The sequence below is a fragment of the Mesorhizobium sp. P2_D5 genome, assembly GCF_056404355.1.
On sequence record NZ_JBFUEE010000003.1, the window covers coordinates 874222 to 884879 of the forward strand.

The window sequence follows — 10658 nt, forward strand, 5'->3', positions numbered from 1 at the left end:
TTCGGCGAAATGGCGGCAACGGGCCGTGATTTGCGCTAGAATGCGAACCATCGGCCCATCGCGTGTCGGATGGAGAGGGCCTTTTGACCATGCGTGGAAAAGTCGTTCTTTCGTTGCTTGCCGTCGCTTGCCTCGGCGCGGCGGGCTGGCTCTATGTTTCGCCGAACGCGCTGGGCAAGGTTGAACAGATCATCGGCGCAAAGCAGGTGGCCGCGGCGGACCAACCGGCCGCGGCTTCGGACAAGAAGGGCGCCACGGCGGCGCGCTCCGCCTCCATCCTCTCGGCCGTCGCTTCGACGGCCGATTTCCCGATCCGGCGCTATGCGATCGGGTTCGTCTCGTCTCCGGCCGTCGTCAGCATCAATGCACGGGTGTCCAGCCAGATCGTATCGATTGACGTCAAGGACGGGCAGATGGTGAAGACAGGCGACGTTTTGTTTTCACTGGATGATCGCGCACTGAGGGCGCAACTGGCCAAGGACCAGGCGGCGCTCGCCAAGGACCAGGCGATGCTCGCCAGCTCGAATTCGGATCTCCAGCGCGCCAAGGACCTGGTCGCCAAGCAGGCCGGGACGCAACAGACCTACGACCAGGCGGTTGCGGCGCAAAAGGCGGCGACAGCGACCGTGGATGCCGACAAGGCGACAATCGACGCCGACAACGTCCAGCTTGGCTTTGCCACGATCACCGCGCCGATTTCCGGCCGGCTTGGCGCCGTCAATGTCGCGGTCGGCGACCTGGTCACCACCAGCAATGGCAACAACAGCAGCACGGCGACCCCGCTGGTGACCATCACCCAGATGGACCCGCTGCAGGTGAACTTCAACCTGCCGGAAAGTAACCTGGCGCTTCTGCATAAGGCGCTTGCCGCGCCGCAGCAGGGTGCCGTGACGCTGACCAAGGACGGCGATCCGACGCCGATCGGCAAGGGGACGCTCGATTTCGTCGACTCCAGCGTCGACACCGCTTCCGGTACGATCGCGACGCGGGCGAGCGTGCCGAATGCCGATCTGTCGTTGTGGCCGGGCCAGTATGTGAATGTCGTGCTCGATGCCGGCATCATGCCTAAGATGACATCGGTTCCCACGGTTGCGGTGCAGCCTAGCCAGAAGGGGCCGTTCGTCTACGTGGTCAAGCCGGACAACACGGTCGAGATGCGGCCGGTGGAGGTGGCACTGACCGAAGGTGAAAACAGCGCCATCAGCCAAGGGGTGAAAAGCGGTGAGAAGGTAGTCACCGAAGGCCAGACAAGGCTGAAGGACGGCGCCGCCGTGCATGAAGGCAAGGCCGCGACTGGTGGCGGCGGTCAAGCCGCTCCCAAGGTCGCGCAAGCCGACAAGGCCGGCGAGGCGGCCCAATGATCTCCGAATTCTGCATTCGCAGGCCAGTCGCCACCCTCCTGATGTCGTTCGCCCTCGTGCTGGGCGGACTGTTCGCCTACAAGTTCCTGCCGGTGGCGGCACTGCCCAGCGCCGAATTCCCGGTGGTCAACGTCTCGGCGCAGTTGCCCGGCGCGTCGCCGGAAACCATGGCCACGTCGGTGGCGACGCCACTGATCAAGCAGTTCGCCACCATCGCCGGCATCGATTCTATTTCGACCACCAACTCGCTCGGTTCGACCTCGATCGCCATCCAGTTCGTGCTCAACCGCGACATCGACGCGGCAGCGGCCGACGTGCAGGCGGCGATCGCGCGCACGCAGAAATCATTGCCACCGCAGATGACGTCGCCGCCGAGCTATCGCAAGGTCAATCCGGCCGATGCGCCGATCCTGCTGATGTCGCTGGTCAGCGACACGGTTCCGCTGACCGACCTCGATGCTTTCGCCGAAAACGTCATCTCGCCGTCGCTGTCGACCATCGACGGCGTCGCGCAGGTCTCGATCTTCGGACAGCAGAAATACGCCGTGCGCATCCAGATCGACCCGACCGCGCTCGCCGCGCGCGGCATCTCGATCGATCAGCTGCAAGCGGCGATCGCCTCTGCAAACAGCAACACGCCGCTCGGCGTGCTGCAGAACGACAAGCAGCAGCTGACCATCACGGCCAACACGCAACTGACCGACGCTGCCGGCTTCTCCAACCTCATCATCGCCACCAAGAACGGTCACCCGGTACGGCTGGGCGAGGTGACCCGCGTCGTCGATTCGGTGCAGACGACCACCACCGCAAGTTGGTACGATGGTACCCGCGCGATCATCATGGCCGTGCAGCGCCAGCCCGACGCCAACACAGTCGACGTCGTCGACAAGGTCAAGGCGATGTTGCCGTCCTTCCAGGACCAGATGCCGGCCGCCGCCTCGATCAAGCTGCTCAACGACCGTTCGACCTCGATCCGCCAGGCCGTCGATGACGTGCAGTTCACGCTGCTGTTGACCATCGCGCTGGTGGTCATGGTGATCTTCGTGTTCCTGCGCCGGGTAACGGCCACCATCATCCCGGCCGTGGCGGTGCCGATCTCGCTGATCGCCACGCTTGGCGCGATGTTCCTGTTCGGCTTTTCCATCGACAACATATCGCTGATGGGCCTGACGCTTGCGGTGGGCCTTGTCGTCGACGATGCCATCGTGATGCTGGAAAACATCTTCCGCCATATGGAGGAGGATGGGTTGTCGGCCTTCGATGCGTCGCTGAAGGGCGCGCGCGAAATCGGCTTCACCATCATCTCGATCTCGATTTCGCTGGTGGCCGTGTTCATCCCCGTGCTTCTGATGGGCGGCGTGATCGGGCGCATCTTCAACGAGTTCGCCGTCGTGGTGACGGTCGCCATCCTGGCCTCGATGTTCGTGTCGCTGACGCTGACGCCGATGCTGTGCTCGCGGCTGCTGTCGGTTACGAAGGCCGATCGCGACAAGCATGGCCCCGGTCACAAGCAGGACTTCATCACACGCGGCTACGACCGGATCTTGAGCTTCTGCCTGCGGCACACCTTCCTGGTGTTCCTGGTCTTCATCGGAACCGCGGCAGCGTCGGTATGGCTGATCCAGGTCTCGCCGAAGGGCTTCTTCCCGCAGGAGGATATCGGCCAGATATCGGTGACGACCATCGCGCGTCAGGACATCTCGTTTGACGCCATGGCCAAGCTGCAAGGGCAGGTGGCCAACGTCTTCTCGCATTCGCCTTATGTCGACCATGTGGCGTGGTCGGCGGGCAGCGGCAACAATGCGCTCAACCAGGGGCAGCTGTTCGTCCAGCTCAAGGGGAAGGACCAGCGTCCCGATATCGAGAAAGTGCTTTCGGATCTAAGGCGACAACTGGCCGGCGTGGCGGGTATCGAGACCTACATGCAACCGGTGCAGAATCTGAGGCTGGGTTCGCGGTCGTCGGCCAGCGCCTATCAGCTCGTGGTTCAGGGCCTGGATACCGGCCAAACCGATATCTGGGCGCAGAAGATGAACGACGCGATGGCGGCCGACCATGCGACCTTCGCCGATGTCACCAGCGACCTGCAGAACAATGCCCTGCAGGCGACGCTGGTGGTGGATCGCGACAAAGCCGCCCAGCTCGGCATCGATACCGACACCCTGCGCTCCGCTCTCTATGGCGGGTTCGGCACCGACCAGGTTTCGACAATCTTCGGTTCGGCCGACAGCTACGAAGTCATCACCGAGCTCGATCCCAAGATCGAATGGTCGCCCGAGCGGATGCTGGCCATCCAGATGAGGACGGCGAGTGGCAGTCTGGTGCCGCTTGGCGCCTTTGCCCGGGTCGATCGCACGGCCGGCGCCTTGACGGTCAACCAGCTTGGCCAGCTGCCCGCGGTGACCATCTCCTACAATCTGCCGCAAGGCGTGGCTCTCGGCGACAGCGTGACCCGCATCAACGCGCTCAAGGAGCAGATCGGCATGCCGACGGCGATCTCGACGACCTTTGCCGGCACGGCCAAAACCTTCCAGGATTCGCTGGCCAACCAGGGCCTGCTGATCGGCGGCGCCATCCTGACCATCTACATCGTGCTTGGCATCCTCTACGAAAGCTTCATTCACCCGCTCACCATTCTCACCGGCCTGCCATCGGCGGTGCTTGGCGCCGTCGTTGCGCTACGCTTTGCTGGCATGGATCTGTCGGTGATCGCGGTGATCGGCATTCTGATGCTGATCGGCATCGTCAAGAAGAACGGCATCATGATGGTCGACGTGGCGCTGGAATTGCGACGAGACGGCTTGTCGGCCACCGAGTCCATCCACAAGGCCTGCCTCATGCGTTTCAGGCCGATCATGATGACGACGCTGGCCGCACTGATGGGCACGTTTCCGATCGCGCTCGGCACCGGCGCCAGCGCCGAGCTGCGCCAGCCGCTGGGTGTTGCCGTTGTTGGCGGCCTGCTTGCTTCGCAGGCGCTGACCTTGTTCGTGACGCCGGTGATCTATGTCTACATGGAGAATTTCTCGGGCTGGCTGGTCGGGCTGATGCCGAAGCGCAAGGCTGAAGAGATCCCGAAGGAACCTGTGAGGCAGCCCTCTCTGTTCGATGTCAACGAGGAGCAGCAGCTCGAACCGCAGAAGACGGCCGCCGAATAGAATCCAAGGTCGCCAGGATCTGGCCCAAGGCGTTGCGCTTGCGGTGGCATCACCAGAAACGTAATTTGCCGGCATGTCACACGACCACGATCACGACCACGACAACGAGCTCGATCCCTTTGCCGCGCGGGTACGTGCGCTGGAGACGATCCTCACTCGCAAGGGGCTGATCGATCCGGCCGCGATCGATGTCATCGTCGACACCTACGAGACCAGGATCGGCCCGCGCAATGGCGCCAGGGTGGTGGCGAAGGCCTGGAGCGATCCTGCCTATGCCGACTGGCTGAGGCGCGATGCGACGGCAGCGATCGAATCGCTCAGCTACACCGGCCGCCAAGGCGAGCATATGCAGGCGGTCTTCAACACCGAGGAGACGCACAACCTCGTCGTCTGCACGCTGTGCTCCTGTTATCCGTGGTCGGTACTCGGCCTGCCGCCGGTCTGGTATAAGGCGCCGCCCTACCGCTCGCGCGCGGTCATCGATCCGCGCGGCGTGCTGGAGGAGTTCGGGCTGACGCTGCCGGCCGACAAAAAGATCCGCGTCTGGGATTCCACCGCCGAGCTGCGCTATCTCGTCGTGCCGATGCGTCCCGACGGCACCGAGGGCTGGAGCGAGGAGCGGCTGGCCGATCTGGTGAGCCGCGACGCGATGATCGGCACCGCTTTAGCGAGCCAGCCGGCATGAACGGGCCGCAGGACCTCGGCGGACAGATGGGCTTCGGTCCGGTCGCGCCGGAAATTGACGAGCCGTATTTCCATGCCGCCTGGGAAAGGCGGGCGCTGGGCGTGACCTTATGCGCAGGCGCGATGGGCGCGTGGAACATCGACGAGAGCCGGCATGCGCGGGAATCGCTGCATCCCGCCGATTACTATGCCTCCAGCTACTACGAGATCTGGATCAAGGCGCTGGAAGTGCTGCTCAAGCGCCATGGTTTTGTCAGCGAGCGCGATCTCAAGGCAGGCACCGCAGTCGATCCGGCGGCGGCGCCGAAACGGGTGCTGAAGGCCGAAAACGTGCCCGCGGTGCTGGCCGACGGCGGTCCTTGCGACCGCCCGGTGGTGCAATCGGCACGGTTCAAGGCCGGCGATCCCGTACGGACCAAGAACTTCAACCCGACCGGCCACACGCGGCTGCCGCGCTATGCACGCGGCAAGCATGGAACGATCGAGGCGGTGCGCGACGGCTTTGTGTTTCCAGACAGCAACGCGCATGGCGAGGGCGAAAACCCGCAATGGGTCTACACGGTGGTTTTCGAAGGGTCGGAAATCTGGGGCGAGGGCGCCGACCCGACGCTGAGCGTGTCGATCGATGCCTGGGAGAGTTATCTTGAGCCGGCGTGAGGCAAACGGACCCGCCGCCGATTTGCTGCTTGGCGTCGATGCCCCGGTCTTTGCCGAGCCATGGCAGGCCGAAGCATTCGCCATGACGGTTGCGCTGCATGACGAGGGCCAGTTTTCGTGGGGCGAATGGGCGCAGGCACTGTCGGCGCAGGTGAAGAAGCCAGGTGCCGCGGTTGACGGCAATGACTATTACGAACATTGGCTGGCGGCGCTGGAAAGCTTGCTTGTTTCGAAAGGGCTGACCGCCAAGGCGGATGTCGATGCCATGGCTGAAGCCTGGGAGCGCGCCGCGCACGCCACTCCGCATGGCAAGCCGATCCTGCTGGAGAACGACCCCAGGCCGACCAGACAGGTCGTGGCGGCAGCCCGACCATAACCGCGGCGTTGCCACGTCTGTTCTCTTTACGTTCTTGTTTGCGCCTGATAGCCTGACCCGTCCGTGGCGCTGAAGCGCCCCGACACGTCGATGGTGGTGGCGGCTATCTTGTCTTTCCCTTGCGAATCCGGTCTCTCGCGCTGATGGAATTCTCTCCCCAACAGGACGAGGCGCTGCAAGCGGTTGCCCGCTGGCTGAAGACCGGAAAGCCGCAGCTGTTCCGGCTGTTCGGCTATGCCGGCACCGGCAAGACGACGCTGGCGCGCTATTTCGCCGAGCATGTCGACGGCCAGGTCCAGTTCGCCGCCTTCACCGGCAAGGCCGCACAGGTGTTGCGCTCCAAGGGCGCGATCAACGCCCGCACCATCCATTCGCTGATCTATCGGCCGAAGGGCGAGGAATCGGTATCGGATGAGGTCACCGGCAAGACCTCGATGTCGCCGACCTTTTCGCTCAACCGGCAAAGCCCGATCTCGCGGGCGAAACTGGTCGTCATCGACGAATGTTCGATGGTCGACGAACAGCTTGGCCGCGACCTGATGAGTTTCGGCACGCCGATCCTGGTGCTCGGCGACCCTGGCCAGCTGCCGCCGATTTCGGGCGGCGGCTTCTTCACCGACCACGAGCCGGATTTCCTGCTCACCGAAATCCACCGGCAGGCGCGCGACAACCCGATCCTGCGGCTGGCGCTCGATGTGCGCGAGGGCCGCGAATTCATGCGCGGCGACTATGGCACGGCCCAGGTGATCGGCAAGGAAGACGTCACCCAGGAGCTGGTGCTGAAGGCCGACCAGGTGCTGGTCGGCACCAACCGCACGCGGCGACGCTACAATCAGCGGCTGCGCGAACTCAAAGGCTTCAATGCCGACTATCCGCAGGCCGGCGACAAGCTCGTCTGCCTGCGCAACGATCCGGCCAAGGGCCTGCTCAACGGTTCGCTGTGGAAGGTGATGACCTCGTCGCGCGAGACAGTGAAGCCCGGCATCAACCTTCTGGTGTCGCCGGAAGAGGACGATCCGGATCGCGGCGTCGCCAAGATCAAGCTGCTCAAGGCAGCCTTCGAGGATCCGGATGCCGACATCCCCTGGCAGCAGAAGAAGCGCTTCGACGATTTCGACTATGGTTACGCGCTGACCGTGCACAAGGCGCAGGGCTCGCAATGGAACGAGATCGTGCTGTTCGATGAAAGCTGGGCCTTCAAGGAAACCCGCCAGCGCTGGCTCTACACCGCGATCACGCGCGCGGCCGAGCGGCTGACGATCGTCAGGTAGCAGGCATTCGCCGAGACCCTGCGGGGCTGTCGTGTTTCAGCCGCGACCCTGTCGCTCTTCGGTCGGCCGGGCTCCAAGCCATTGCCAGGCCGAGGCTTCGTCCTCGGTCTCGAAATGCTTGAATTCGATTGACGGCGCATCCCGCAGGACATGTCTCGCGTCGGCGGTCCAGTCCGGCTCGCCGATCGTCGCGCAACGGCCGACATGTTGCATTGCATGGGCGGTGCCCTGCGTCAGGGTCTCTTCGGCAATATTGGCCCAGTCGACGCCATCGTGATCGACAAGGCGCACCAGCACGTCGATGTGGGGGTGAAGGGCATAGGCTGCCTCCATCAACCCGAAAAGGTTTTCGCCATCGGCCGCCGAGACGTGGCCGACGACATCGATGGCGAGAAGATCGTCACGGCTGGTCTCGAGACGACGGATAGCCGGTACGGCATCGAGAAAATTCATGGCGCTTCCTTTCGCGGACTCACTTCATCACGCTTGGAACACTCGAAACCCCCTGTCTGTTCCCGCCAAAGGCATTATAGGTGGCGCGTCGAATGATCTCCGAGGCCGCTTCCATGCCCGCAAAACTCTCCGTCAATCTCAATGCCGTCGCCATGCTGCGCAACAGGCGTGACCTGCCGTGGCCGAGCGTGACGGGCCTCGGCCGCATCGCGCTCGCAGCCGGGGCGCATGGGCTGACGGTGCATCCGCGCCCCGACGAGCGGCACACGAGACACTCTGATCTGCCTGAGATACGGTCCCTGATCGACGACGAATTTCCGCACGCGGAATTCAACATCGAGGGCTATCCGACCGAGGATTTCCTGGTGCTTGTGGAAAAGCATCAGCCCGAACAGGTGACGCTGGTGCCGGACGATCCGGCGCAGGCGACGTCGGACCATGGCTGGAACTTTGCCGCCGAGGCCGCGTTCCTTACTCCGATCGTCAAACGTCTGAAGAAGGGCGGCTTTCGTGTGTCGCTGTTTTCGGACCCGGATCCTGCGGGCGTGACGGCCGCGCGGGACACCGGCGCCGACCGCATAGAGCTTTATACAGGCCCTTATGGCAGTTATCATTCCGATCCTGCGGGAGCGGCCAAGGAATTGGAAAGACTGGGAAAAACCGCTGATGCCGCGCTTGCCGCCGGTCTTCAGGTCAATGCCGGGCACGATCTGGTGGTCAGCAACCTTCCGGCACTGGCAAAGCGCATTCCGGCATTAGCCGAAGTGTCGATCGGACATGGATTGACAGCCGACGCGTTGGAGTATGGCATGGCCGGCACGGTGGGGCGGTTCCTGAAGGCCTGCGGGTGGTAGGGTAGAGCCGCGCATTGAAAGTATGGCAGCCATCGCGTGCAATTGATATCGTATCGCAGCATGCATAGAGCGCCGCGCGCTTGTCGGAGAGTGGTCGATGGCCCTTGCCAATAGCGGTAGCGAGGCTGGAACCGTCGAACAATCGAGCCATTCCGAGGTCGAAAAGCACAGCACCAAGGTTCTGATGCTGGGCGCGCTCGGTGTCGTCTATGGCGATATCGGCACCAGCCCCATCTACGCCTTCCGAGAAGCGCTCCATGCTTCTCCCGGCACCGATACGCGTAGCGATGTGCTGGGCGTTCTGTCGCTGATCGTCTGGGCGCTGACGATCATCGTCACCATAAAGTATGTCGCCTTCGTGCTTCGTGCAGACAACAAGGGCGAGGGCGGTACGCTATCCCTGATGGCGCTTGCACGAAGCGCCTATCCGAAAGGCGCCCGACTAATTCTCGGGATCGGGCTTTGCGGTGCGGCGCTGTTCTTTGGCGACGCTATCATCACACCGGCCATCTCCGTGCTGTCGGCGGTCGAAGGCTTGGAGGTGGTGACCCCGACACTGGCTGCCTATGTCGTGCCCATCACGCTGGTCATCCTGGCCTTTCTGTTTTCGGTGCAACGCTTCGGCACCGGAAAGGTCGCGGCGGTGTTCGGGCCGGTGACAGCGCTTTGGTTCCTGGCCATCGGCATCGCAGGGCTCTATCACCTGACGGACGATCCATCGGTCCTGATGGCGATCAATCCCTACTACGCCGTCTATTATCTCGCCGGTACTCCGACCGCCGCCTTTGTCACCGTCGGTGCCGTGTTCCTGGCCGTGACCGGGGCCGAGGCGCTCTATGTCGATCTCGGCCATTTCGGGCGCAAGCCGATCGTGATGGCCTGGTTTTCCGTGGTTTTCCCGTGTCTGCTGCTCAACTATTTCGGGCAAGGCGCCTTTGTCCTGGCCAATGGTGGCAGGCCGACCAATCCATTCTTTCAGATGCTGCCTGACTGGGCACTGATGCCGATGGTGGGCATGGCAACGGCCGCGACCGTTATCGCCAGCCAGGCGGTCATCTCAGGCGCTTTTTCACTGACCCGTCAGGCCGTGCAGCTGAACCTTCTGCCGCGCATCGAGGTGCAGCATACCTCTGAAATGCAGCTCGGGCAGATTTACATGCCCCGCGTCAACCTGCTCATCGCGATCGGGGTGATGCTGCTGGTGGTTGGTTTCGGCAGCTCGAGTGCGCTGGCCTCCGCCTACGGAATTTCGGTGACCGGCGAAATGCTGATGACGACCATTCTGCTGTTCGTGGTGATGCGCAAGCTCTGGAAATGGAAGCTGGCGCTTGCCTTGGCTCTGGCCCTGCTGTTCGGCATTATCGACAGCGGTTTCTTCTTGGCAAACGTCGTCAAGATCTTCGAAGGCGGATGGGTATCAATTACTGTCGCCTGCATAATGGGGCTGATCATGTCGACATGGATTCGCGGCACCCGCTATCTGTTCGACAAGACCCGGCGCAACGAGATCCCGCTCGATTTCCTCGCCGGCAATCTGCTGAAGAAGAAGCCGCAGCTGGTATCCGGCACCGCCGTGTTCCTGACCAGCGATCCCTTGAGCGCGCCAACGGCACTGATGCACAGCCTGAAGCACTACAAGGTGCTGCATGAGCAGAACGTCATCCTTTCGGTGGTGACCGCGCCGCAGCCGGTGGTGCCCGACAGCGAGCGGGTCAAGATGGAGACGGTCAACGAGCTGTTCATGCGGGTGACGCTGACCTTCGGCTACATGGAGCAGCCCAACATCCCGCGCGCGCTGGCGATCTGCCGCAAGCAGGGCTGGAAGTTCGACATCATGACGACCT

At 63.0% G+C, this 10658-nt stretch carries 9 protein-coding genes; 8 read left to right on the forward strand and 1 reads right to left on the reverse strand.

Annotated elements, in window-relative coordinates; genetic code table 11:
• Window positions 1-89: 89 nt before the first annotated feature.
• From AC1DYW_RS17480 to AC1DYW_RS17505, 6 genes are all read left to right on the forward strand, one after another.
• A complete protein-coding gene (locus AC1DYW_RS17480; RefSeq protein ID WP_477227054.1) occupies window positions 90-1361 on the forward strand; it encodes an efflux RND transporter periplasmic adaptor subunit in 1272 nt (423 codons plus the stop codon).
• Window positions 1358-4519, forward strand: a complete 3162-nt coding sequence (locus tag AC1DYW_RS17485) for an efflux RND transporter permease subunit (RefSeq protein ID WP_477227055.1) — start codon at window positions 1358-1360, stop codon at window positions 4517-4519. The genes AC1DYW_RS17480 and AC1DYW_RS17485 overlap by 4 nt, the downstream gene beginning before the upstream one ends.
• Before the next feature lie 73 nt (window positions 4520-4592).
• Window positions 4593-5204: a nitrile hydratase subunit alpha gene (nthA, locus tag AC1DYW_RS17490; protein ID WP_457151503.1), complete on the forward strand. Its 612-nt coding sequence runs from the start codon at window positions 4593-4595 to the stop codon at window positions 5202-5204.
• Window positions 5201-5860: a nitrile hydratase subunit beta gene (gene nthB / locus AC1DYW_RS17495; RefSeq protein WP_477227056.1), complete on the forward strand. Its 660-nt coding sequence runs from the start codon at window positions 5201-5203 to the stop codon at window positions 5858-5860. Before nthA ends, nthB begins: the two co-directional genes overlap by 4 nt.
• Window positions 5847-6236, forward strand: a complete 390-nt coding sequence (locus AC1DYW_RS17500) for a nitrile hydratase accessory protein (RefSeq protein WP_457151501.1) — start codon at window positions 5847-5849, stop codon at window positions 6234-6236. Before nthB ends, AC1DYW_RS17500 begins: the two co-directional genes overlap by 14 nt.
• 143 nt (window positions 6237-6379) lie before the next feature.
• A complete protein-coding gene (locus AC1DYW_RS17505) occupies window positions 6380-7507 on the forward strand; it encodes an ATP-dependent DNA helicase (protein ID WP_457151500.1) in 1128 nt (375 codons plus the stop codon).
• 36 nt (window positions 7508-7543) lie between these two features.
• Here AC1DYW_RS17505 and AC1DYW_RS17510 read toward each other — a convergent pair whose 3' ends face one another.
• Entirely contained in the window at window positions 7544-7960 is a 417-nt protein-coding gene (locus AC1DYW_RS17510; RefSeq protein ID WP_477227057.1) for a SpoIIAA family protein, read from the reverse strand.
• 113 nt (window positions 7961-8073) lie between these two features.
• Here AC1DYW_RS17510 and AC1DYW_RS17515 point away from each other — a divergent pair, with 113 nt between their 5' ends.
• Window positions 8074-8814, forward strand: coding sequence for a pyridoxine 5'-phosphate synthase (locus AC1DYW_RS17515; RefSeq protein WP_477227058.1), 741 nt, complete (start codon window positions 8074-8076; stop codon window positions 8812-8814).
• A gap of 97 nt (window positions 8815-8911) precedes the next feature.
• Window positions 8912-10658 (forward strand): potassium transporter Kup (locus tag AC1DYW_RS17520; protein ID WP_477227059.1); only part of this gene is annotated, 1747 nt, incomplete at its 3' end.

Excerpts from the sequence above, each read along its gene's own strand:
- AC1DYW_RS17480 (WP_477227054.1), top strand. The coding sequence starts at position 90 with ATGCGTGGAAAAGTCGTTCTTTCGTTGCTTGCCGTCGCTTGCCTCGGC.
- AC1DYW_RS17485 (WP_477227055.1), top strand. The coding sequence starts at position 1,358 with ATGATCTCCGAATTCTGCATTCGCAGGCCAGTCGCCACCCTCCTGATG.
- nthA (WP_457151503.1), top strand. The coding sequence starts at position 4,593 with ATGTCACACGACCACGATCACGACCACGACAACGAGCTCGATCCCTTT.
- nthB (WP_477227056.1), top strand. The coding sequence starts at position 5,201 with ATGAACGGGCCGCAGGACCTCGGCGGACAGATGGGCTTCGGTCCGGTC.
- AC1DYW_RS17505 (WP_457151500.1), top strand. The coding sequence starts at position 6,380 with ATGGAATTCTCTCCCCAACAGGACGAGGCGCTGCAAGCGGTTGCCCGC.
- AC1DYW_RS17510 (WP_477227057.1), bottom strand. The coding sequence starts at position 7,960 with ATGAATTTTCTCGATGCCGTACCGGCTATCCGTCGTCTCGAGACCAGC.
- AC1DYW_RS17515 (WP_477227058.1), top strand. The coding sequence starts at position 8,074 with ATGCCCGCAAAACTCTCCGTCAATCTCAATGCCGTCGCCATGCTGCGC.